The following is a 21,077-nucleotide window of genomic DNA, read 5'->3' as shown; positions in this document are numbered from 1 at the left end:
TCGGCCGCGGGTACGACGCTGGGCCTCGGGCGCGGCGCTCGGCCGACGTGCGCCCGACGGGGTCGTCTACCGGGTCGCGGTCGTCGGGGACTGACGTCGCGGCGCGTCCGCCCAGCGGCGACGCTCGGCCACGCGGGGCAGGACGCGACCCACGAGCCGGAGCTGCTCGCGGCGCGCGATGACCTCCATGCGCCGCAGCTCGCGCTCGAGCGGGGACGATGCTGCTGACATTGCTGCTCTCCTTCGACGGCACCGGGCGGCGGTCCACCACGCCGCGGTCGCGACGGTCCCGGTGATGACGCGCGACGACCGCGGTCGGTCGTCGCCCTGCCCCCGTAGGAGGGACGGACGCGGTCCGGGTTCGTGACACCCGCCGCCGCGCCCGTCCGGTCCGCTCACGCCGTCGGGAGGGCGGACTCCTCGTACTGCTCGACGAACTCGCCCGTCGGCGGGATCGGGGTGATGACGTCGAGGAGGACGCCGTTCGGGTCGGCCGTGATGAAGTGCCGCTGGCCGAACGCCTCGTCGCGCAGCGAGCGCAGGATCGGCAGGCGCGCCGCGACGAACCGGTCGTGGACGGCGTCGACGTCCTCGACCTCCAGGTTGAGCAGGAGCCCGTTCGCCCTCCCCCGCCCGCTCTCGGGGATCGTCTCGTGGTCGCCGTCCAGCACGGCGAGGTTCACCGCGTCGTCGTGCACGGACTGCAGGTGCACGTACCAGTCGCTCGTGAAGAGCGGCCGGAGGTCGAGGTGCTCGACGTAGAACGCCGCGGTCGCCGCGACGTCTCCGGTCATGATCACCGGGTACCAGCTCGTGATGCGCACGCGTCTTCTCCTCCTGGTGATGGGCGGGCGGCCGCCCGAGAGAACAAACAAACAGGCTGTATGTATCTAAGAATGACCTACAGTCTGTCGGTATGCAAGAGACCCGTCGCACCAACGCCGAGCGCACCCTCGCGACCCGGACCGCCCTCGTCGCAGCGGCGCGCGAGCTGTTCGTCGACCCCGGGTACGCGGAGGCGTCGACGCCGCAGATCGCCGCGGCCGCGCACGTCACGCGCGGCGCGCTGTACCACCACTACGCGGACAAGCGAGACCTGTTCCGGGCGGTCGTCGAGGCCGAGGCGGAGGCCGTCGCACGCGAGATCGAGGCGCGGACCGGCCCGCTCGGCAGCGCGCACGAGACCGCGGCCGCGGGCGACACCCGGACGGCACCTCGCACGAGCGACGCACCCCCCGGCCCCCGCTCGCGACGCGCGCCCGGAGCGCCCGGGGTCCCCGAGTCACCCGACGCACCCGACGCACCCAACGCCCGCGGGATGCTCGTCGAGGGCGCGCGGGCCTACCTCGACGCGATGGCGGTCCCCGGCCGGACGCGCCTGCTGCTCGTCGACGCCCCGGCCGTGCTCGGCGCCGCCGAGGCCGACGCGCTCGACGCGCGCCACGCCCGTCGCACGCTGCGCGTCGGGCTCGCCGCCGCGATCGACACCCCGCCCGACGACGCCGCTCCCCACGTCACCGCACCCGACGACCCCGCTCCCCACATCACCGCGCCCGACGACACGCCCGACGGCGCCGCGACCGACGACGAAGCCCGCACCGGCCGGGGGCGCGACGGCGGCTCTCAGCGCGCGGGGAGGAACCTGCCGACGTCGCCGCGCGTCGGGGACGACGTCGCGCACGACGACCGCCTCGACGCGCTGACGCTCCTGCTCTCCGCGGCCTTCGACCGTGCGGCGCTCGCGCTCGACGGCGGCGCGCCGCCACACCCCGTGCGCGCGGCGGTCACGGAGCTCGTGGACCGGGTCTGCGCGCCGCGAACCACTCGATGACGCCCGCCCGCGTGCGCTCGTGCCGCTCGACGGTGAGCCCCGCGTCGAGCACCCAGCGCAACGGGCGGCGGCGGAAGTGCTCCCCGGCGAGCGGGACGCTCACGACGTCGGCCGTCGCCTGGAGCGCGCGGAGCGACCACGACGTCGACTCGACGTGGTCGGCGAGGACGAGCAGGCCGCCGGGCCGCAGCACGCGGAGCATCTCCGCGAGCGCGGCACGGTGGTCGGGGATCGCGCAGAGCGAGAACGTGCAGACCACGGTGTCGTAGGCGTCGTCGGGCAGGTCGAGCCGCTGCGCGTCACCCAGCCGGAGGTCAGCGTCGATCCCCTGCTCCGCCGCCCGGCGCCGCGCGAGCGCGAGCATCCCCGGGCTCCACTCGACACCCACCAGACGGCCGTCGAGCACGTGCGCGGGGTAGTGCACGAGGTTGAGGCCCGTGCCGATAGCGATCTCCAGCGTCTCGCCCGTCGCGAGCCCGCACGCCCGGGGACGGACGTCCGGGAAGAAGCGGCGCTCGGCGACGGCCATGCCGCGGTCGTAGGCGCCCGCCTCGCGGTCCCAGCGCCGCCGCAGCCGGGCGGCGCGCGGGGTCACCGCGCCGTCGCGCCCGGTCGGTCCTGCCATCCGCACCACCCCTCGCCGCCCGTGGGCGGTCCGTTGCACCCGGCAGCGTCGACCGGTCGTCGGCGCGGCCGGCCGACGTCGTGCCCTCGGCGTCCCCGGCCGACGTCGTGCCCTCGGCGTCCCCGGCCGGCGTCCCGGGCCGGCACCGCCGTCCTCACGCTCGCACGGTGAGCGTGCTCCCGCCTCCGGGCACGCGCCGCACCTCGATGCGTTCCGCGATGGACTGCTTGAGCGCCTCCACGTGGGACACGACGCCGACGACGCGCCCGCCCGCCCGGAGCCGCCCGAGGGCGGCGAGGACGGCCTCGAGCGTCTCGGGGTCCAGGCTGCCGAACCCCTCGTCGACGAAGAGCGTCCCGAGCTCGACGCCGCCCGCCTCCGCCGTGACGACGTCCGCGAGACCCAGGGCCAGGCACAGGGACACGTAGAACGTCTCGCCGCCCGACAACGTGCGCGGGTCGCGCTCGCGCTCGGTGACGTGGTCGAGGACCTTCATCGCGAGCCCGCGCTTGTGCGCGCGCACGTCCTCGCGCGTCTCGCTGCGCACGAGCTCGTACCGGCCCGACGACATCTCGGCGAGGCGCTCGTTCGCGGCGGCGACGACGTCCTCGAACCGCTGGACGAGGACGAACGTCGCGAGGGTGAGCGCGTGGGCGTTGTCCCCGGAGCCGGACGCCAGCGCGGCCATGCGCGCGACCGGCTCGGCGGCGGCCCGTGCCCGGGCCCAGTCGTCCGCCGCCGTCCCGATCCCCTCCGCGGCGACGCGCGCAGCCTGTGCCTGACGGGCGACGAGCTCGTGCCGACGACCCGCGGCCCGGGCCGTCGCCTCGGCCTCCGCGACGGCCGCCCGCGCCGCGGCGACGTCGGGCTCTGCGTCCGCGGAGAGGTCCGCGGCGAGGTCCGTGAGGGCGGGGTCGGCGAGCGCCGCGGCCGTGGCGGCGCACGCCGCCTCGTGCTCGGCGACGCGGCGCGCGAGCGCCCGCCGGTCCGGCTCGTCGAGCACGGCGGCGAGGGCGTCCGCGGCGTCCGCGAACCCCGACCGGTCGACGATCGCGCTCAGCTCGGCCGTGCGCTCCTCGACGGCCCGTGCCGCGGCGGCGACCGCGGCGCTCGCGTCGGCGAGGGCGTCGATCGTGCGGAGCCTCTCCTCGAGCGCCGCGGCGAGCACGGCGACCGGGTTGCGGGTCCCGCCCTCGTCGGCGAGGGCGTCGGGCAGGTCGGCCAGCTCCACCAGCGGTCCGGCCGCAGCGACCTCCGCGCGGATCTCCGCCCGGTCGGTGTCGAGCGCCGCCTCGAGCTCCTCGAGGCGGGCCGTCGTGCCGGCGATCCCCTCCGCGAGCGCGGCGGCACGCTCCTGGAGCGCGGCCGTGCCGGCGTCGAGGGCGTCGAGCTCCCGCTCCGCGTCCGCGCGCTCGCAGGCCGCCGCTCGCGCGCCCGCGACGAGCGCGTCGACCTCCGCGACCCGCTCCGCCGCCTCGTGCGGCGTCAGCCCCTCGGCGTCCCGACGGCGCGCCGTCAGCCGCTCCGCGAGCACCCCCGCGCGGGCGGAGGCGTCGTGCAGCGCCTGCTCCGCCTCGGCCCGGCCGCGCTCCGCGTCCTCGACGTCCTGCGCCGTGGGGTGGTCGTCCGCGAGCGGTGCCGGGGCCGGGTGGTCCGTCCCGCCGCACACCGGGCACGGTGACTCCTCGACGAGGCCCGCGGCGAGCTCGCCCGCGAGGCCGGCGATGCGGGCCGCTCGGACCCGCGCCTCCTGCTCGACGGCGGCGCGCGCGACCGTCGCGGCTCGCGTCCGCGCGGCCCGGGCCGCCTCCTCCTCCCCCGCGAGCGCCGCCGCCTGTCGGGCCGCCTCCTCGACCGCACGTGCACGCAGCGCCTGCTCCTGCAGGGCACCGAGCGTCCCGGCCCTCTCCGCGAGCGACGTCAGCCGCAGGCGCAGCTCCTCGCGGTGCGCCGGCCGCGCGGCGAGCTCGTCGAGCGTGCGCGCTCGCTCCTCGGCGGCCTGCACGACGTCCTTGCGTCCGTCCGCGACCTCCTGGTCCCGGGCCGGGAGCGAGGCACCCACGGGGAGCAGCCGGGTCACACGCACCCCAGCCGTCGCGACGTCGGCGCGCAGCGCCTCGAGCGTCGTCGGGTCGGCGTCGGCGAGGGTCGCGGGCGCGCCCGTCCGGGCGAGCGCGAGCCGGTCGTGCGCGGCGGTGAGGAGCTGCTCCGCGCGGACGAGGCCCTGCGCCGCGGGGGCGACGACGGCGGCCTGGGTCGCGGCGTCGACGCGACGTCGGTCGTCGGCGACCCGTGGTTCCTCCTCCGCGAGCCGCGCCTCCTCGACGCGCAACCGCGCGACGCGCTCCACCGCGTCGGCGAGCGCCCGCTCGGCGTCGAGCCGGTCGCGAGCCGCGACGAGCGTCGCGTTGGTCGCGAGCTCGCGCTCGGCCAGCGCCTCCGCCTCAGCCTCCAGCCCCGCGACCCGCGCGAGGGCGAGCGCGTGCACGCCCGCGGCCGGGGCCGGGGCCGGGGCCGGGGCCGGGGCCGGGGCCGGGGCCACCGTCTCCCCGTTCGCCGCCGCGGGCAGGAGGGACTCCCCGTCCGCGACCCGTCCGTCGTCGAGCGCGGACGGGGACGACAAAGCGGTGTCCGCGGTGTCCGCGGTGTCCGCGGTGTCCGCGGTGTCCGCGGCGTGCGCGGCTCCCGCGGCTTCCGCGGCGTCGACGCTCGCGGACCCGTCCGCCTCGGTCCGCGCCAGGTCCGCCACGGCCCGGGCGAGGTCGGCCTCGTCGGCCCGCCGCAGCCGCGCGTCGTCCTGCGCGGCCTCGCGCAGGCGCCGGGCGTCGTCGGGCACGAGCCCCGCCGCCCCGGTGAACCGCTCGACCGCGCCGCGCACGCCCTGTCGCGCGCCGTCCGACCGTGCCCGCGCCGTGCGCGCGAGCTCGGCGAGCCGCACCGCCGCGCGGTGGTAGAGCTCGGTGCCGAAGACCTTCTGCAGCAGCACGGCCCGGTCCTCGGGCTTCGCGCGCAGGAACGTCGCGAACTCGCCCTGCGGCAGCACGACGGTCTGCACGAGCTGGCGCCGGTCGAGCCCGACGATCCGGCGGATCTCCTCCCCGGCCTCGTCGAGCCGCGCCGAGAGCAGCTCGCCCGGCGGGCCGTCGACCCCTGCGAAGGCTTCCGGGGACGGGACGCCCGCCAGCCGCCAGAGCCGCACCGAGGCCTGCTGGGTCGTCGTGCCGGTGCCGCGCTTCTTGGGCCGGCGGTACTCGGGCGTCCGGCGCACGCGGTACACGCCCGACGGGACCTCCAGCACGAGGTCGACGAACGACTCGACGTCGGGCGCCGCGAACGCCGAACGGAGGCGGTCGTCGCTCGCGGCCTCGGAGGCGACCTTGCCGTACAGCGCGAAGACGATCGCGTCGATGACCGTCGACTTGCCCGCGCCCGTGGGCCCGTCGAGGAGGTAGATCCCGGACGCGCCGAGGGACGCGAGGTCGACGTGGTGGAGGCCCGCGAACGGCCCGATCGCCTGGAAGGTCAACGAGTGCAGGTGCATCAGGCGCTCCGCTCCTCCGCCAGCGCGAGCTCGAACGCCTCGCGCAGCACGGCGACCTCCGCGTCGCTCGGCGCGTGGCCCGCGACGTGCTCGACGAAGTCCCGCGCGACGTCGAGCGGGTCCCGCCCCGGCCCGACGGCGGTCACGACCTCCCGCTCGGCGGGGCGCGGCGGGCGGTGGGTCACCTGGAGCGCGTGCGGGAAGCGTCCCCGGACGCGCGCGTAGAGCTCCGCGGGGCGCACCGCGTCCGTCACGACGACGCGCAGCCAGTCGTCCACGTGCGGCTCGCCCGCCTCCCCGAGCAGGTCGTCGAGCGTCCCCGTGACCTCGGCGAGCCGCCGCGGCACGGGCGCGGGGACGAGGTCGACCGCCGCGTCCGGGTCGCCGCCGGTGGCACCCGCCAGCCGGTCCAGGTCGACGAGCGCCGTGGACTTGCGCTGGTGCAGCTCCGAGAAGGAGAACGCGAGCGGAGATCCCGAGTAGCGCGCGACCGTCGCCGACCGGCTGCCGTGACCTGCGGTTTCACGTGAAACGTCGGGCACGGTCACGCGCTGCGGCCCATGGAGGTGCCCGAGCGCGACGTAGTCGACCCCCCAGCCCCCGAACGCGGCCGCGGGCACGGCGTCGACGCCGCCCACGCGGATGTCCCGCTCGGACTCCGACGCGAGCCCGCCGACCACGAACGCGTGGCCGACGACGACGGCCCGGGCGGCCGGGTGCTGCACGCGGCGGCGGGCGAGGTCGGCCCCCACGCGCCGCATCGCCGCGGCCATGACGGCCTCGTGCGACCGGGCGAGTGGCCTCCGCGCGGCGCCACCGACGCTCCGGTCGGGGCGCCCGTGCCCGGCGTCGTCGTCCTCGGCCAGGGCGTGGCGCGCCGTGTCCGGGTCGAGGTACGGCAGCGCGTAGACCAGCAGCGGGGCGTCGCCCTCGGCCGCCCGCCCCCGCGGCCCGGGGTGCGGCGCGAGGACGACGGGCGTCCCGACGTCGGACAGCCGCGCGCGCAGGTGCACGCCCGGGCGCATCACGCGGTCCCCGAACCCGAGCCGGACCGCGGAGTCGTGGTTCCCCGGCGTGACGACGACGTGCGCGTGCTCCGCGAGCCGCGTCAGGGTGTCGGACAGGAGCGAGACCGCGTCGACCGGCGGGATGGCGCGGTCGTACACGTCACCCGCCACGACGACGGCGTCGACGTCCTCCGTGCGGGTCAGCTCGACGAGGTGGTCGAGGTGCGCGGCCTGGTGCTCCAGCAGGTCGACCCCGTGCAGCGTGCGCCCGAGGTGCCAGTCGGACGTGTGCAGGATGCGCATGACCGCACCGTACCGACCACGTCCCACAGGCCGAAGGACCGACGGCGGTGCGGTCCGACCTGCGGCGGGGCACCGGGACGCGGACGCGCTCACCGGTAGGGTCGAGCGACACGGCGCCCGCACGGGCGCCCCACCGACGGAGGACCCATGGACCGACGCACGCTCGACCTCGCGGTCCCGATGGTGTACGGGGCGCTCCTGGCCTGTTCCGCGCTGTGGTTCAAGGACGCGCTCGTGCCGATCGCCGTCGTCGGCGGCATGCTCACCGGGCTCTACTGGGCGGCGCTGCGCCAGAAGCTCCCGGTGCAGAACCCGCCGCACGGCTCCGGCCGTCCCGGCACCCAGGACGCGCCGCCGCCCCGCGACGACGACCCGCCGTACGGCTCGGCCTGAGTCAGACCGCTCCGACGACCTCGATGGGGCCGGTCGTCGCGCCGCTGCGCTCCACGGGGATGCGGCCACCCATGCCGATCATGTCGAGCAGCTCGACGATGCTGGTCGACGGGTCGCGGAGCACCACGTCCCGACCGTCCTCCTCACCGAGCATGTAGAGCTGGATGATGAACGCGATGCCCGACGAGTCGATGAAGGTCACGTCGGCGACGTCGACCACGACGCGACCTCGCGTGTCCAGCACGTAGGACATCGCCTCGCTCGCGCGGTCGCGCAGCGCCGCGTCGATCTCTCCCCACATCGTCACGACCACGCCGCCGTCCGCCGGGGCGTAGACGATCCCGCTCGTCCGGTCGATCGCGCTGCCTGTGTCCACGGTTCCCGCTCACCGTCTCTCTCGAGTCGTCCTGCGTGCTGTCGGCCGCCCCTCCGGACAACGTCCGGTGGTGGCGGCCTGTTCCCCGCGCGCCCCCGCGAGGCTCCGTCCGGTCGTGCGCGCCGCCGTCGGGCGACGGGCCGCGCCGGACGACCGTGACCGGAGCAGGACGAGTCTGCACCCGACGCGCTGCGCGCACCAGCCCCCGCGGGGGTGGTCCTCGACCTTTCTCCGAACCCACACAACCGCCGCGCCGCGGCCGGTCGGACGCCCTACAGGGGCTCGGTGACGTCCGCGACCTGCGCGCCCAGCGCGCCGACGAGCGCCTGCCCGTCCACCGTCGCGGCGACGCCGTGCGCGCCCCCGCCGATCGAGACGAGACGCGCCGCGGCGTCGGACCCCGTGCCCTGCCCGTCGGCGTCGCCCGCGACGTCGACGTCGTCGCCCTCCCCCGGCCCGGCCACGACCCGGACGTCCGCGACCACGGGCCACGGGTGCATCGAGCCGAACGGGGTGATCGTGCCGCGCTCGTAGCCCGTGACGTCGCGCGCGACCTCCTTGTCCGGCATCGACAGGCGCGAGACCCCGAGGAGCGAGCGCAGCTTGGGCCACGAGATCTGGCGGTCGCCGGGGACGAGCACGAACAGGTAGTCGTCCTCCGCGCGCCGCACGACGATCGTCTTGAGGACGCGCGACGGGTCCACGCCACGGGCCGCGGCGGCCTCCTCGAGCGACCCCACCCGGCCGTGCCGCGTGACGGTGTAGTCGATGCCCGACGCCTCCAGCGCCGCCAGGGCGCGCTCGCTGCTCATGGCACCGACACTAACCGCCGCGTCCGACGCCCACCCCGCCGTGCGACCCGGGCTCCCGCACGTCAGACGTCGTCGAACTCCGTGACGACCGTGCGCCAGTACTCCGCGCCGTCGCGCGTGCGGTGCACGAGGCCGGCGTCGACCATCGCGCGCCGCAGCGACACGGGGTCCGCCGCGCGGGCCGCGAGCCGCTTGGTCAGCGTGAGCTCGGTGACGGGCTCCTCCAGCGGCAGCACCTGCGCCGCCAGGTACCGCACGACGAGCTCGCGGTCCCGCTGCCGCTTGGGCGAGCGCAGCAGGCGGCCGTCGACGAGGAACCGCTCGTGGCCCGTCGGGCGAGGCGTGGGGACCGACGCGAGCAGCGCCGCGAACCGCTCCGGCGCGGCACGCAGGAACCCGGTCTCGTCGCGCACGACCACCCCGGCCGCGAGGAGCGGTGCGAGCCGCCGCCGCTCGTCGGTCGAGAGCACGGCCTCCGCCGGTCGCTCCGTCACGACGCGCGCGAGCACCCCCAGCCGTCCCGCGTCCGCGAGCGACGCGACGACCTGCTTCCACGCGTTGTCCGGCGGCACCGCACCGGCCTCCTCGACATCCACCCCCCGACCCTAGACACCCCCGGCGTCCAGACCTTGAGAGTTGTCGGCGCCCCACGGGTCCGGGACGCCGGGGCGCCGACAGGTGCGGGGCTCACGCGAGGTGCACGACGTCGCCCGTCCAGCGCTGCCGCAGCCACCGGTCGTGCGACGCGACGACGACGGCGCCCGGCCACTCCTCGACGGCCGCCATGAGCTCCCCGGCGAGGGTGAGCGACACGTGGTTCGTCGGCTCGTCGAGGAGCAGCACGTCCGGCGCCTGCGTGACGAGCATGGCGAGCACGACGCGCCGTCGCTGGCCCACCGACAGCTCCGCGAGCGGACGCCCGAGGTCGCGCGGCGCGAGCAGCCCGTGCGCGTCCACGGCGGCCTCGCGCGCACCCGCCCGGTCGGCCGGGTCCCAGCCCTGCGCGAGGGCGAGGAGCTCGCGCGGGGTGCGGTCGTCGTCGTGCAGGTGGACGTCCTGCTCCAGCAGGCCGACGCGCACCCCCCGCGCCCGTCCGACCGTGCCCGCGTCGGGCACGAGGTCGCCCGCGAGGACGTGCAGCAGCGTCGACTTCCCCGCACCGTTGGCGCCCGTGACGAGCAGCCGCGTGCCGCGCGCGACCTCGATCGAGGGCACGCCCGACGCCGTCATGTCGAGCCGGTCGGCGCGCTCGCCGGGTGCGCCCGTGCCCGCCGGTCGGTGCACGACGACGCCCCGCGCCCACGCGACGACGTCGCCGCCGCCGAGGGTCGCCGCGCCACCGCCGTCCGGCGGGGCGAAGCGCAACGGCGGCGGGGGCTTGCGCACCTGGTCGCGCTCCAGGGCGTCGAGGCGCTGCTGCGCGTTGCGCACGCGCCGCGACACCTGGCTCTGGACGCGCTCCCCCTTGAAGTCGTAGAGGATCTTCGCCTGGTTGCCGCGCTCGCGGTTCTTCGAGACGTCGCGCGCGGTGACCGCCACGGACCGGCGCAGCTCGGCGAGCTCCGCCTGCTCGGCCTCGAACCGCTGCTCCCAGCGCGCGCGCTCGACGCGCTTGGCGTCCAGGTAGTCGCTGTACGTGCCGCCGTACAGCGTGGCGGCGCCCCCGCCGGGGCGCGGGCCGCCGTTCGCGGGGCCCCGCAGCGGCTCGGCCACCGGGTCCAGGTCGAGGATCTCCGTGCACACCTCGTCGAGGAAGACCCGGTCGTGGCTCGCGAGCACGACGGCGCCCGGGAGCGCGCGCAGCGCCGCCGCGAGGAACTCGGCCGCGTCGTCGTCGAGGTGGTTCGTCGGCTCGTCGAGCAGCAGGGCGCCCGGCTGCCGCACGAGGAGCGCGGCGAGCCCGAGGCGCGTGCGCTGCCCGCCCGAGAGCGAGCCCACGGCGCGGCCGGCGACGCCGTCGACGTCGAGCCCCAGGCCCGCGAGCGTGCGTGCGGCCCGGGCGTCGGCGTCCCACACGTCCGCGAGCTCGGCCCGGGCGAGGGCGCGCGCGTACGCCTCGTCGGCGCCTCCGACGGGCCCCTCGACAGGCGACCCGGCAGTCACCGAGCCGGCCGGACCCGCGAGAGCGAGCGCCGCCTCCTCGAGCTCGCGCTCGATCGCCCGGACGCGCGCGAGCGCGTCGTCGACGACCGCACGCACGGTCGTCGAGGGCGGGTACGGGAACTCCTGGTGCAGGAACCCGAGGTCGTCGGGCCGGGTCACCGCCCCGTCGTCGGGCGCGAGCGTGCCCGCGAGCACGCGCAGCAGGGTGGACTTGCCGACGCCGTTCTCGCCGACGAAACCCGTGCGGTGGCCGGGGTCGACGGCGAGGTCGACGCCGCGCAGGACGGGACGCCCTGCGAACGACACGCGGACGTCGGACGCACGCAGGACAGGGGTGGAACGGGCCATGGGTGATCACCTACCAGGGTGCCCGGGCGGCACGCGCACGCGCCGGGACGGCGCGGGGGCCACGACGACGGGCTCGACGGGACGGAGCGGTCGGGGCAGGTGAGGATCACATCGTCGACGAGGCTACGCGGTCGCCGCGCACGGCGCACGGGAATTACCCCGCAAGGTGCGCGGCACGGGCGGGCGACCGGACCACAGGTCTGGTGGGCTCGGCGGTCGCGCGTCAGGGTGCGGTCGTCTCCGTCGCGTCCGCGGCAGGCTCCTCGGTGGGCGCCGACGTCGGCGCGACGGTCGGGTCCTGCGTCGGCGCGGGGTCCGTGGGCTCGGGGTCCGGCGTCGGTTCGGGATCCGGCGTCGGCTCGGGCTCCGGCTCGACGACCGCGGGGCCGGTCGAGACGACGATCGTCACCGTGCTCCCCTTCGCGAGCTCGGTGCCCGAACCCGGGTTGACCGCGATCACGGTGCCCGCCGCGGCGGCGTCCTCCTGCGTCGTCACGCTGACCTTGAACCCTGCGTTCGCGAGCGCGGCCGCGGCCTGGGCCTGCGTCGTGCCGACGAGACCGGCCGGCACGGCGACCTTCGCGGGCTCCTCCGGCTCGGTCGGCGTCGTCGGCTCGGTGGGCTCGGTCGGCGTCGTGGGCTCGGTCGGCGGGGTCGGGGTGGGCTTCGGCGCGGGCGGCAGGGTCGGGGTCGACGGCTTCTGCGGCGTCGTCGGCGACGTGCCCTCGGAGGGCGTGTAGCGCGTCGGCATCTTGCCCGCGGCGAAGAACTCGAAGTGCCACGGCTCGGGCTTGGACCCGTTCGGCCGCGCCCAGGCGGGGTTGTCCCAGCCGTAGTCCGGGCCGTGCGTGCGCAGCCACACGTACTCGCGCGACGTCCCGGACGGGACGTTGCCGCCGATGTCGATCGCCAGGCCCCAGCCGTGCTGGGACGTCCCGGGGACCGCGGCGAGGTAGGGCTTGATGGCCTTGAGCCGCACCTGGTCGTCGTAGGGGCGGTACGCGTCGGTGATCTTGAGCGCGTACCCGAACTCCTTCTGGAACTCCGCCGCGAGCGCCTCGAGCTGCTCCGCCGCGTCGCAGCGCAGCGTCTTGCCCGGCGCGAAGTCGAGCGCGCACAGCGCCTCGGGCGGGATCCGTCCGTTCTGGTACTGCGCCGTCGAGCCCGCGTACCGCTCGACCACCTCGGCGAGGCGCTCCGCGAGGGTCGTGCCCGCGAGCGCCGTGACGCCGGCCGCGGGGACGACGCCGACCGGGGAGAAGTCGGTGCCGAGCAGGTCCGCGAGGTGGGTCGCCGAGACGACGACGTCCTCGAGCGTCACGTCGCCGTGAGCGTGGTCGTCGTCCTCTCCGTGCTCGCCGTCACCGCTGTCAGGCGACGGGTCGGCGAAGTCGTCCGAGCTGCCGTCGAGCTCACCCGGCGCGACGCCGTCGGGAGCCGGCACGGCGTCCTCGGGGAGCGTCCGGTCGCCGGGCGACGTCGTGCCGCCGGTGGAGCCTGGGCCCGTCGGCCCCGTCGGCGCGTCGCCCGACGGAGACGGGCTCGGCGACCCGCTCGGGCTCGGGGACGCGCTCGGGTCGGGGCTGCTCGTCGGGCTCGGGGACGGGGCGGTGCGGGTGGCGGACGTGCGCACCACGTCCGCGTCGCCCGCGGCGTCCACGGACGCCGGCTGCTGCGCGGGGCGCCCGGAGGGCGTCGTCCCCTGGTCGTCCGTGCCGGGGAGCGCGGGGTCGTCCGTTCCCGTGCCCGGGTCGAGCGGCTCCGGCAGCGCGGGGACCTCGGCGTCGTCGAGGGACTCGTCGAGGTCGAGCCCGCCGTCGGGGACGACCTGGACGGGCACGCGGCGCGCGGCGTCCTGCTGGGCGAGGTACGTGGCGAGGAGCATGCCGAGCTCCGCGCGCGCCTGCTCGACCGGGGCGGTGACCTCCCCGTCCGCGAGCGCGTTCGCCGTGGCGAGGACCTCGATCGCGCCGTCGAGCTGCTGGTCCTCGTCGAGCCCGGCACCGAGCGTGCTCGACAGCGCCGAGACCTGCGTCGCGGTCGTGGCCTCTGCGGAGAAGAACGACGCGCCCGGCCGGGGCTCGACGCTCCCGGCGAGCGCCGCGGCGAGCGTGATCGCGAGCGCCGAGGAGATGAGGACGTGGGAGACGCTGCGGGCCCGCCGCGCGAAGGTCGGCGTCGGGGCGGGTGCGGGCGCCGCAGGCTCAGTCGCGTCGGGCACGTCGTCCGTCGCGCCCTCGTGCTCCGCCGTGGTGCTCACCGCTCACTCCCGTGCTTCGTGCCCTGCCACGGACCTGCGGTCCCGCACGCCGGTTCAGCGCGTCGTCGCGCCCGACGTCACGGGTGCGCGCGCCCGCCGGTCGGTGTGCTGCACGCCACAGTGCCCTCGTCCGCCTACCGTACACCGCCTCCACGAGGCTCTCACCCCCGTCTCATGTTCGAGGGGGAGAATGCCGGCATGAGTTCACCCACGCGTCACCGCAGGTCAACGTCACGCTCGCTCGCGCTCGGCGCGGCCGTCGTGGCGACCCTCGCGCTCGCCGGGTGCGCGGAGGACGGCTCGGTGAGCGTGCCGGAGTTCACCCTCTCCGGCGACCAGGTGCAGCAGTTCCTCGACGACGCCCGGTCGCAGGCGGAGACGATCGGCGACGACGTCCGGTCGCTCACCGACGACCTGGGGTCGCTGTCCGGCGACGCCCGCACGCGTGCCGAGGACGCCGTCGCGGCCGCGCAGGAGGCGGCGGACGAGGCGCGCGCCGCGGCGGACGAGGCGGCCGCGGCCACCGAGGACACCCGCGCCGAGGCCGAGCAGCGGCTCGCCGACGCGGAGACCGCGCTCGAGGACGCCTCCACCGAGCTCGACGCGGTCGCGGACTCCCTCTCCGGCGCCGACGCCGCCGTCCGCGACGCGCTCGAGAGCCTGCGCACGCGCGTCGACGAGCTCCGCGCCGACCTCGAGGAGTCCACCGGCTCCTGAGCGGCCCCGCCGCAGGGCCGGGCGAGCGCGCACCGGTGACCTAGGTCCCCGTGGGCGACGACCTTTGCCTGACGTCCACCCTTCCTTCACAGGGGTTTGCTTGGTCTCAGGAGCCCGACCGCACCGGCCGGGTCGATGAGAGGGGACAGTGATGAAGGGGACGATCGAGCGGAACGCCAACACACCGCTCCCCACGGTCGAGGGCAACGAGCCGGAGACCACCAGCCTCGCGGAGCGCGCTCCGCGGCACACCCAGGTCGTCCTCGGCGTCCTGCGGATCGTGGTCGGCTTCTACTTCCTCTGGGCCTTCCTCGACAAGACGTTCGGGCTCGGGTTCGCGACCCCGGCCGAGCGGTCGTGGATCAACGGGAACAGCCCGACCACCGGCTTCCTGTCGAACCTCGAGGGCACGTTCTCGGGCTTCTTCGGCGGCCTCGCCGGCAACGCGTTCATCGACGTGCTGTTCATGGTCGGCCTGCTCGGCATCGGGCTCGCGCTCATCCTGGGCATCGGCATGCGGGTCGCCGCGGTGAGCGGCACGCTCCTGCTCCTGCTCATGTACCTGGCCGAGCTCCCGCTCGTGACCAACCCGATCATCGACGACCACATCACGATGGCCCTGACGATCATCGCGCTCACGCTCCTCGGGGCGGGCAGCGTGCTCGGCCTCGGCCGGACGTGGAAGAAGATCCCGTTCGTCCAGCGCAACCCCTGGCTGGTCTGACGGTCACGACAGCCCGCCGTGTGCGGCGGGCCTACGGGGCGACCGATACCGCGCGACGATTCTGAGGCCGTCGCTGCAGGGAGTCGCTCCCGGGGGAAGAGGGACGTGCGGGCGGTGGGGAGACCACCCGCACGTCCCGCCCCTCGCGCCCGGCAGGGCGACCGACGCTCGACGGAGCGGGTCGCCCGCCGGGCGCCTTTCTGTCCCCACCCGCGTGGCCCCCGATGTCAGCCGAAGCGGGCGAGCAGCTCCGCCGCCTGGGGGTCGCCCTGGGCGGCGGCCTCGCTCCACAGCGTCATCGCCTCGGCGACCCGGCCGGCCCGCAGCCGCAGGACGCCGAGGCTCGTGCGCGCGGTCGGCTCGCCCGCGAGCGCCGCCTGCTCCAGGAGGTCCTCGGCGTCGAGGGCGCGGCCCGCGCGGACGTAGAGGTCCGCGAGCGCTGCGGCGACGCGCGCCTCGCCCGCCTCGGCCCAGCCCTCCAGGAGCGCGACGGCGTCGTCGCCCGTGAGCGCGCCGTTGCGCGTGAGCTCGACGGCGGCCTCCCAGCTCTCGCCCGACGTCGCGACCAGGAGGTCGGCGGCGGCGCCCTGCTCCCCCAGCTCGGCGAGCACCTGCGCGAGCCGCACGGAGGCGCCCTCGACCTCCTGCGCCTGCTCGTACCACCGGCGGGCCGCGTGCAGGTCCCCGCGCTCGCTCGCGACCTGCGCGGCCATGAACGCGCCCAGCCCGTCGCCCGCGAGCCCCGCGAGCTCGAAGCAGCGGAACGCCTCGGCGGCGTCACCCGCCTCGTGGTGCGCGACCGCCAGGCGGTAGACCGCCCCGGGGACGCCGTGCTCGACGGCTGACTCGTAGAACGGCACGGCCGCGGCGGGACTGCCGAGGGCGCGCAGGTCGTCGGCGATGGCGACGAGCTCGGCGGGGTCGTCGGGGTGCAGGTGCCCGACGGCGGCGCGCAGGTCGGCGAGCGCGGTCGCCGTGGCGGGGCCCGTGCTCCGGTCGGTGGTCGGCATGCGGCACCGCGTCCCTTCGGCCCCCTGCGTCGACGGCCTCGGTCGGCTCGCGCCGGGCCGGTTGCGGTGAGCGACCGGCAGGACGGCGACGGACGTCCCGAGATGTGGACGCACGATAGCGCGCGGGTGTCGCCCACGTCACACCCCCACGTCAGGTGGGGTGCTGCCCGGGGCCTCCCGTCTGGGAGACTGGCTCGGGTGAGCGGAACGACCGACCTGCCGACCGCCGTCGGGCAACGCGTGCTGGACGCCGTCGTGGCGGTGACGAGCGACCTCGACCTCCCGCAGGTGCTGCGGCGCATCGTCGAGGCGGCCATGGAGCTGACCGGAGCCCGGTACGGGGCGCTGGGCGTGCTCGACGCCTCGGGCCGCGAGCGCCTCGCGCAGTTCATCCCGCTGGGCCTCTCGGACGACGAGGTCGCCGCGATCGACCACTGGCCGCACGGCGAGGGGCTGCTCGGCGAGCTCATCGACCACCCGGAGCCCATCCGCGTGCCGGAGATCGCCGACGACGTCCGCTCGGCGGGCTTCCCCGAGGGGCACCCGCCGATGCACACGTTCCTCGGCGTGCCGGTCCGGGTGCGCGAGACGGTGTTCGGCAACCTGTACCTCACGGACAAGCGGGTGCCCGGGGCGGGCGGCGAGGACTCCACGACGGAGTTCACGGCCGAGGACGAGGCGGCCGTCATCGCGCTCGCCGCGGCCGCGGGTGTCGCGATCGAGAACGCGCGGCTCTACGGGCGCGCCAAGCAGGTGGGCGTGCTCGAGGACCGCGACCGCATCGCGCGCGACCTGCACGACGTGGTGATCCAGCGCCTGTTCGCGTCGGCGATGACGCTCATGAGCGTGCAGCCGCTCGTCGCCGACCCGAACGCGCGGACCCGCATCGAGGAGACCGTCTCCGACCTCGACGAGACGATCCGGCAGATCCGCTCGACCATCTTCGCCCTGCACACGGCGACCGACCCGGACGCGCCGTCGATCGAGGACCGGTTCCGCGCCCAGGCGGAGGCCGCGACGACGGTCCTGGGCTTCGCCCCGGAGGTGAGCGTCGAGGTCGCGGCCGAGGGGTCGGGCGCGGGCGTGTCCGACGGCGGCCCGAGCCTGCCCGCCGAGGTCGCCGACCAGCTCGTCGTCGTGCTCGGCGAGTCCCTGACGAACGTGGCCCGGCACGCGCAGGCGAGCCACGTCGTCGTGCACCTGTCCGTGACCGCGCACGAGGCGCGCCTCACGGTGACGGACGACGGCGTGGGCATCCAGCCCGGCGGTCGCCGCTCGGGGTTGCGGAACATGCAGGCGCGCGCGGCGGCGCTGGGCGGGTCGAGCACCGCGACCGCGCTGCCCGACGGCGGCACGCGCCTCGAGTGGTGGGTGCCGCTCGTCTGACGCGGCCCGGTGCCTCTCGGTCCGTGTCGGCCGAGGGTCGGCCGAGGGGTCAGCGCAGTATCCGCCGCCCGGTGACGATGCGCGGGACGACCTTGATGACGCGGTCGCGCACGCCCGGCACGAACGTCACGAGCGGGAGGGCGAGCAGCCGTGCGCGCTCCACGGGTTCCGTGACCTCGAACGTGCGGCCCACGAGCACGACGGACCACCCGGAGCGGGCCTCGGCGTCGAACTGGTCCACCTCGAACGCGACGACCGCCCGGCTCGCCGCGACCGCGAGCTTGGAGCCCTCGGCGGTGCGGAACACGACGTCCGGCCCGTCGAGGACGAAGTTCACCGGCTGGATCGCCGGCAGCGCGTGGTCGGTGTAGACGATCCTGCCCACGGGGACGGTCGCGAGGAGCGCGTAGCTCTCCTCCGGCGTGAGCTCCGAGAGCCCTGCCGAGGCGCGGGGGCGCTCGGCCGTCATGGCCCCCGCTCCCGCCACCGGTGCCCCTGTCCCGGTCCGCTCGACTGTGTCCATCTCCACATCGTCGCGCCGCGGTGTCAGATCGGCGAGTGCCGAAGGTCCCGACGCCACGCGGTCGCCCGGACCTTCGCCGTCGGCCCCCGGTCCGTCGGGCGACGAGCCCTCGGGCCCCGCGGGCCGCGCCCCGGCGCCGCCCTCAGGGACGGAAGGGCTGGCCACCGTGCTGCCGGTCCCCTGCCGGCGCGCCCGCGCCCGGGGTGCCCTGGCGCGACGCCTCCTCCTGGCGCATCTCGGTCGCGAGCACCGCGACCTGGGTGCGCCGCTGCAGGCCGAGCGTCGCGAGGACGTGCGAGACGTAGTTCTTGACCGTCTTCTCCGCGAGGTAGAGGCGCTTGCCGATCTCGCGGTTCGTCAGGCCCTCGCCGATGAGCGCGACGATCTGGCGCTCCTGCTGGGACAGGCCCTCGAGCCGGTCGGGGGTCTCGTCCGCGGCGTGGCGCAGGCGCTCGAGCACGCGCGCGGTGCTCGCCGGGTCGAGCAGCGACCCGCCCGCCGCGACGGTGCGGACCGCGCCGACGAGGTCGGAGCCGTGGATCTGCTTGAGCACGTACCCCGACGCCCCGGCGAGCACGGCCTGGAACAGCGCCTCGTCGTCGGCGAAGGACGTGAGCATGAGGCAGCCGACCTCGGGGAGCTCGGACCGGATCTCGCGGCACACCTCGACGCCGGAGCCGTCGGGCAGGCGCACGTCGAGGATCGCGACGTCGGGCCGCGTCGCCTTGATGCGCGCGAGCGCGGAGGCGGCGGTGCCGGCCTCGCCGACGACGGTGATGTCACCGGCCGCCTCGAGCAGCGCGGCGACGCCGCGCCGGACCACCTCGTGGTCGTCGAGCAGGAACACACGGATCGGGTGGGGAGAGCCCATGCCCTCAACGTAGCCCGTCGGGGGCGGATTCTCGCGCGGGTGCGGTGCTCGCGCCGCAGGTGCGGGACCTTCGTCCCGCGACCGGGAGCCGAGGGTCCTCGCGGGCGAGGGCGGTCGGGGGGTGCGCGGGGCCGGGGTCGGGGGGTATCCAGGAGGTGTGCAGGCGGTGGGAGGGAACCCGCCGCGAAGGGGACGAGGGACCGAGGTGGGAACCGTGAGCGGATCGACGCAGCAGGTCGTGCTGGTCGGTGTGGACGGCAGCGCGACGAGCGGCAAGGCCCTGGACTGGGCCGTGCGCGAGGCGGCCCGCCGCGACGCGCAGCTGCGCGTGCTGCACGTCGCGTACGTGCCCGTGGTCGCGACGCCGTTCGTCGGCGGCGCCTACTACCCGAGCGTCGAGGAGCTCGGCGAGATCGCCGGGCCCATCCTGTCGGCCGCCGCCGAGCGTGCCGCGCACGTCGACCCCACGGTCCCCGTGCGCACCACGCTGCGCTCCGGCCCGCCCGCGGAGGCGCTCCTCGACGAGGCCAAGGACGCCGACCTCGTCGTCGTCGGGTCGCGCGGGCTGGGCTCGGTCGGCTCCATGTTCTTCGGCTCCGTCGGGACCCGGCTGGCCGCGCGCTCGCCGGTGCCCGTCGTGGTCGTGCCGCCGGTCGTGGACCGGGCCGAGCGCACGACCGACGTCGTGGTCGGCGTCGACGGGTCCGTGCACGGCGACGCGGCGCTGCGGTTCGCGCTCGACGAGGCCGCCCGGACCCGGTCGCGCGTCGTCGCGGTGTGCGCGTGGCGGCTGCCCGTCGGACCGCTGTGGGAGGAGAACCCGTCGTTCTACACCGCGGCCGAGCGCGACGCGCGGGCCGAGGCGTCGCGCACCGTCGAGGCCGCGCTCGCGCGCGTGCGGACCGCCGAGCACGACGACGTCCTCGTCGAGACGTTCGTCGTGGACCGCGAGCCGTCCGTCGCGATCCGGGAGGCCGCGGCGGGCGCCGCGCTGACCGTCGTCGGCTCGCGCGGTCGCGGCGACCTGCGCGGGATGGTCCTGGGCTCCGTGAGCCAGCAGGTGCTGCACCACGCGACGCACCCGGTCGCGGTCGTGCACGCCACCCGCGCCTGACCCGACCCGCCGAGCACGACATGAGGGTCGTCATCCCGCGGACAGCGACCCTCATGTCGTGGTCGCGCTAGCGTCGAAGGCGTGACCAGCGCATCGCAGTCCCTGTCCCACGACCCGTCCTGGCCGCGGGCCGGCGACTGGCCCGCGCTCCCCGCGGGTGATGTCGACGTCGCCCTGCTCGGGGTCCCCGCCTGGCGCACGTCGCTCTCCCCCACCGGCGCGCACGCGACGCCCGCCGCCGTGCGCGACGCGCTGCGCCGGTTCAGCCCCGCCCTCGCCCCCGACCGCACCCTGCCCGACGGCGGACCCTCCGCCCGCGTCCGGCCCGCCGTCGCGACCGGGCCGGACGCGACGGGCCCTTCCGGGACCGGGCGGGCAGCGTCGTCGGGCCGTGCCGGGCCCGTGGACCTCGCGGGCCTCGCGTTCGCGGACCTCGGCGACGTCGACGAGCCGGACGGCGCGGAGGGCGAGGCGCGGACGCGCGCGGCGGTCCGCGCGGCATTGGAGCGCGCCCGCCTGCTCGTCGCGCTCGGGGGCGACAACTCCGTGACCGTCGCGACGGCGCTCGGGGCGTGGGGCGACGACCTCGCCACCGCGGGCCTCGTCACCCTCGACGCCCACCACGACCTGCGCGACGGCGTGTCGAACGGGTCGCCCGTGCGGCGGCTGGTCGAGGCCGGCCTCGACCCGCGCCGGGTCGTGCAGGTCGGGATCGCGGACTTCGCGAACTCCGCCGAGTACGCGCGCCGCGCGGTCGAGCTCGGGATCACGGTCGTGCACGTCGACGAGCTGCGGCGGCGCGGGCCGGAGGACGTGATGCGGGCGGCGCTCGAGATCGCCGGTTCCGCGGGCGGGCCGGTGCACCTCGACGTCGACGTCGACGTGTGCGACCGCTCCGTCGCGCCCGGCTGCCCCGCCAGCGTCCCCGGCGGCATCGCGGCGTGGGAGCTCCGCGCCCTGGTCCGCGCGGCGGCCCGTGACGACCGCGTGCGGTCCGCCGACGTCGTCGAGGTCGACGCCACCGCCGACGCCCCCGACGGCCGCACCGTCCGCCTCGCCGCCCTCTGCGTCCTGGAGCTCGCCGCCGGCGTCGCCCTCCGCGAGGTAGAGCGTCCGGTCGCGACGTAGGACGC

20 protein-coding genes are annotated in these 21,077 nt (G+C 76.6%); 7 read left to right on the top strand and 13 right to left on the bottom strand.

Annotated features, from left to right (window positions below):
* Nucleotides 1–66 precede the first annotated feature (66 nt).
* Complete coding sequence (locus tag ACFC2L_RS06445) at nt 67–231, bottom strand: hypothetical protein (protein WP_157759503.1); 165 nt, start codon at nt 229–231, stop codon at nt 67–69.
* A 164-nt stretch (nt 232–395) separates the two neighbouring features.
* Complete coding sequence (locus ACFC2L_RS06440) at nt 396–824, bottom strand: VOC family protein (protein ID WP_375823454.1); 429 nt, start codon at nt 822–824, stop codon at nt 396–398.
* A gap of 92 nt (nt 825–916) precedes the next feature.
* On the opposite strand from ACFC2L_RS06440, the gene ACFC2L_RS06435 reads away from it, so the two are divergent.
* Complete coding sequence (locus ACFC2L_RS06435; RefSeq protein WP_375823453.1) at nt 917–1,831, top strand: helix-turn-helix domain-containing protein; 915 nt, start codon at nt 917–919, stop codon at nt 1,829–1,831.
* Here the strand turns inward: ACFC2L_RS06435 and ACFC2L_RS06430 are convergent.
* The 3 genes from ACFC2L_RS06430 to ACFC2L_RS06420 all read right to left on the bottom strand — a co-directional run bounded on the left by ACFC2L_RS06430 (nt 1,785) and on the right by ACFC2L_RS06420 (nt 7,307).
* Entirely contained in the window at nt 1,785–2,456 is a 672-nt protein-coding gene (locus tag ACFC2L_RS06430; RefSeq protein WP_375823452.1) for a class I SAM-dependent methyltransferase, read from the bottom strand. The two genes, ACFC2L_RS06435 and ACFC2L_RS06430, sit on opposite strands and share 47 nt — an antisense overlap.
* 154 nt (nt 2,457–2,610) lie before the next feature.
* Nucleotides 2,611–5,997, bottom strand: coding sequence for an AAA family ATPase (locus tag ACFC2L_RS06425; RefSeq protein ID WP_375823451.1), 3,387 nt, complete (start codon nt 5,995–5,997; stop codon nt 2,611–2,613).
* Complete coding sequence (locus tag ACFC2L_RS06420) at nt 5,997–7,307, bottom strand: exonuclease SbcCD subunit D (RefSeq protein ID WP_375823450.1); 1,311 nt, start codon at nt 7,305–7,307, stop codon at nt 5,997–5,999. Before ACFC2L_RS06420 ends, ACFC2L_RS06425 begins: the two co-directional genes overlap by 1 nt.
* A 147-nt stretch (nt 7,308–7,454) precedes the next feature.
* Here ACFC2L_RS06420 and ACFC2L_RS06415 point away from each other — a divergent pair, with 147 nt between their 5' ends.
* On the top strand, nt 7,455–7,700 hold the full coding sequence (locus ACFC2L_RS06415) for a hypothetical protein (RefSeq protein ID WP_375823449.1): 246 nt from the start codon (nt 7,455–7,457) through the stop codon (nt 7,698–7,700).
* Nucleotide 7,701: 1 nt separating this feature from the next.
* Here the strand turns inward: ACFC2L_RS06415 and ACFC2L_RS06410 are convergent, their stop codons facing one another.
* The 5 genes from ACFC2L_RS06410 to ACFC2L_RS06390 all read right to left on the bottom strand — a co-directional run bounded on the left by ACFC2L_RS06410 (nt 7,702) and on the right by ACFC2L_RS06390 (nt 13,599).
* Complete coding sequence (locus ACFC2L_RS06410; protein WP_244286300.1) at nt 7,702–8,076, bottom strand: STAS domain-containing protein; 375 nt, start codon at nt 8,074–8,076, stop codon at nt 7,702–7,704.
* Between the two features lie 272 nt (nt 8,077–8,348).
* Nucleotides 8,349–8,888, bottom strand: coding sequence for an aminoacyl-tRNA deacylase (locus ACFC2L_RS06405; protein ID WP_375823448.1), 540 nt, complete (start codon nt 8,886–8,888; stop codon nt 8,349–8,351).
* A gap of 62 nt (nt 8,889–8,950) precedes the next feature.
* A complete protein-coding gene (locus tag ACFC2L_RS06400; protein WP_375823447.1) occupies nt 8,951–9,484 on the bottom strand; it encodes a DUF2087 domain-containing protein in 534 nt (177 codons plus the stop codon).
* Between the two features lie 91 nt (nt 9,485–9,575).
* On the bottom strand, nt 9,576–11,339 hold the full coding sequence (locus tag ACFC2L_RS06395; protein ID WP_375823446.1) for an ABC-F family ATP-binding cassette domain-containing protein: 1,764 nt from the start codon (nt 11,337–11,339) through the stop codon (nt 9,576–9,578).
* Between the two features lie 223 nt (nt 11,340–11,562).
* Entirely contained in the window at nt 11,563–13,599 is a 2,037-nt protein-coding gene (locus tag ACFC2L_RS06390; protein ID WP_375823445.1) for a PASTA domain-containing protein, read from the bottom strand.
* 198 nt (nt 13,600–13,797) lie between these two features.
* On the opposite strand from ACFC2L_RS06390, the gene ACFC2L_RS06385 reads away from it, so the two are divergent.
* Complete coding sequence (locus tag ACFC2L_RS06385; protein ID WP_375823444.1) at nt 13,798–14,316, top strand: hypothetical protein; 519 nt, start codon at nt 13,798–13,800, stop codon at nt 14,314–14,316.
* A 151-nt stretch (nt 14,317–14,467) separates the two neighbouring features.
* Nucleotides 14,468–15,040, top strand: a complete 573-nt coding sequence (locus ACFC2L_RS06380; RefSeq protein ID WP_375823443.1) for a hypothetical protein — start codon at nt 14,468–14,470, stop codon at nt 15,038–15,040.
* A gap of 227 nt (nt 15,041–15,267) precedes the next feature.
* Here ACFC2L_RS06380 and ACFC2L_RS06375 read toward each other — a convergent pair whose 3' ends face one another.
* On the bottom strand, nt 15,268–16,050 hold the full coding sequence (locus tag ACFC2L_RS06375) for a tetratricopeptide repeat protein (RefSeq protein ID WP_375823442.1): 783 nt from the start codon (nt 16,048–16,050) through the stop codon (nt 15,268–15,270).
* 198 nt (nt 16,051–16,248) lie between these two features.
* Here ACFC2L_RS06375 and ACFC2L_RS06370 point away from each other — a divergent pair, with 198 nt between their 5' ends.
* The gene (locus tag ACFC2L_RS06370) at nt 16,249–17,436 is read left to right on the top strand and encodes a GAF domain-containing sensor histidine kinase (protein ID WP_375823441.1); all 1,188 of its coding nucleotides are present in this window, start codon (nt 16,249–16,251) and stop codon (nt 17,434–17,436) included.
* A gap of 49 nt (nt 17,437–17,485) precedes the next feature.
* Here the strand turns inward: ACFC2L_RS06370 and ACFC2L_RS06365 are convergent, their stop codons facing one another.
* Together ACFC2L_RS06365 and ACFC2L_RS06360 are read right to left on the bottom strand one after the other, a co-directional pair.
* Nucleotides 17,486–17,959 carry a pyridoxamine 5'-phosphate oxidase family protein gene (locus ACFC2L_RS06365; protein ID WP_204538192.1) on the bottom strand — a complete coding sequence of 158 codons (474 nt, stop codon included), beginning with the start codon at nt 17,957–17,959 and terminating at the stop codon, nt 17,486–17,488.
* A 142-nt stretch (nt 17,960–18,101) separates the two neighbouring features.
* Complete coding sequence (locus tag ACFC2L_RS06360; protein ID WP_375823440.1) at nt 18,102–18,830, bottom strand: response regulator; 729 nt, start codon at nt 18,828–18,830, stop codon at nt 18,102–18,104.
* A gap of 214 nt (nt 18,831–19,044) precedes the next feature.
* Between ACFC2L_RS06360 and ACFC2L_RS06355 the strand changes: the two genes are divergently transcribed.
* On the top strand, nt 19,045–19,944 hold the full coding sequence (locus ACFC2L_RS06355) for a universal stress protein (RefSeq protein ID WP_375823439.1): 900 nt from the start codon (nt 19,045–19,047) through the stop codon (nt 19,942–19,944).
* An 81-nt stretch (nt 19,945–20,025) separates the two neighbouring features.
* On the top strand, nt 20,026–21,072 hold the full coding sequence (locus ACFC2L_RS06350; protein WP_375823438.1) for an arginase family protein: 1,047 nt from the start codon (nt 20,026–20,028) through the stop codon (nt 21,070–21,072).
* The last annotated feature ends 5 nt before the right edge of the window (nt 21,073–21,077 follow it).

The organism is Cellulosimicrobium sp. NPDC055967 (assembly GCF_042269845.1).
GTDB lineage: Bacteria > Actinomycetota > Actinomycetes > Actinomycetales > Cellulomonadaceae > Cellulosimicrobium.
Note: the sequence above shows the minus strand (reverse complement) of the source record. Positions and strands in the feature narration are given on the sequence as shown.

Coding starts and splice junctions, on each gene's coding strand:
- ACFC2L_RS06360 (WP_375823440.1), bottom strand. CDS start 18,830: ATGGGCTCTCCCCACCCGATCCGTGTGTTCCTGCTCGACGACCACGAG.
- ACFC2L_RS06365 (WP_204538192.1), bottom strand. CDS start 17,959: ATGGACACAGTCGAGCGGACCGGGACAGGGGCACCGGTGGCGGGAGCG.
- ACFC2L_RS06405 (WP_375823448.1), bottom strand. CDS start 8,888: ATGAGCAGCGAGCGCGCCCTGGCGGCGCTGGAGGCGTCGGGCATCGAC.
- ACFC2L_RS06425 (WP_375823451.1), bottom strand. CDS start 5,997: ATGCACCTGCACTCGTTGACCTTCCAGGCGATCGGGCCGTTCGCGGGC.
- ACFC2L_RS06375 (WP_375823442.1), bottom strand. CDS start 16,050: ATGCCGACCACCGACCGGAGCACGGGCCCCGCCACGGCGACCGCGCTC.
- ACFC2L_RS06430 (WP_375823452.1), bottom strand. CDS start 2,456: ATGGCAGGACCGACCGGGCGCGACGGCGCGGTGACCCCGCGCGCCGCC.
- ACFC2L_RS06435 (WP_375823453.1), top strand. CDS start 917: ATGCAAGAGACCCGTCGCACCAACGCCGAGCGCACCCTCGCGACCCGG.
- ACFC2L_RS06395 (WP_375823446.1), bottom strand. CDS start 11,339: ATGGCCCGTTCCACCCCTGTCCTGCGTGCGTCCGACGTCCGCGTGTCG.
- ACFC2L_RS06445 (WP_157759503.1), bottom strand. CDS start 231: ATGTCAGCAGCATCGTCCCCGCTCGAGCGCGAGCTGCGGCGCATGGAG.
- ACFC2L_RS06385 (WP_375823444.1), top strand. CDS start 13,798: ATGAGTTCACCCACGCGTCACCGCAGGTCAACGTCACGCTCGCTCGCG.
- ACFC2L_RS06415 (WP_375823449.1), top strand. CDS start 7,455: ATGGACCGACGCACGCTCGACCTCGCGGTCCCGATGGTGTACGGGGCG.
- ACFC2L_RS06380 (WP_375823443.1), top strand. CDS start 14,468: ATGAAGGGGACGATCGAGCGGAACGCCAACACACCGCTCCCCACGGTC.
- ACFC2L_RS06420 (WP_375823450.1), bottom strand. CDS start 7,307: ATGCGCATCCTGCACACGTCCGACTGGCACCTCGGGCGCACGCTGCAC.